This window comes from Pseudomonas sp. SDT291_1_S447, from assembly GCF_054070155.1.
Map to the genome: position 1 here is coordinate 1 of NZ_JBSVXS010000378.1, position 246 is coordinate 246.

Sequence of the window (246 nt, forward strand, 5' to 3'; positions counted from 1 at the left end):
CCGCCGACTCCGTTGGCAACACCTACCAGGAAGGCCACGAAGACCAGGTCATGGTTCAGGCTTTCACCCACGATGTGATCATCCCGCGTGACCCGCAATCCGGTCAGCCAACCGGTCAGCGTGTTCACAAGCCCGTGGTCATCACCAAGGTCTACGACAAGGCTTCGCCTCTGCTGCAAGCGGCGCTGACCTCCGGCGAGCGCATGAGCGAAATCGTTATCCAGTGGTACCGCACTTCGGCGCAAG

General features: G+C 61.0%; 1 protein-coding gene. It reads left to right on the forward strand.

Annotated features, from left to right (window positions below; genetic code table 11):
• A partial coding sequence (tssD, locus tag ACW9IR_RS29995; protein ID WP_457466229.1) for a type VI secretion system tube protein TssD occupies positions 1-246 on the forward strand: 246 nt, incomplete at both ends.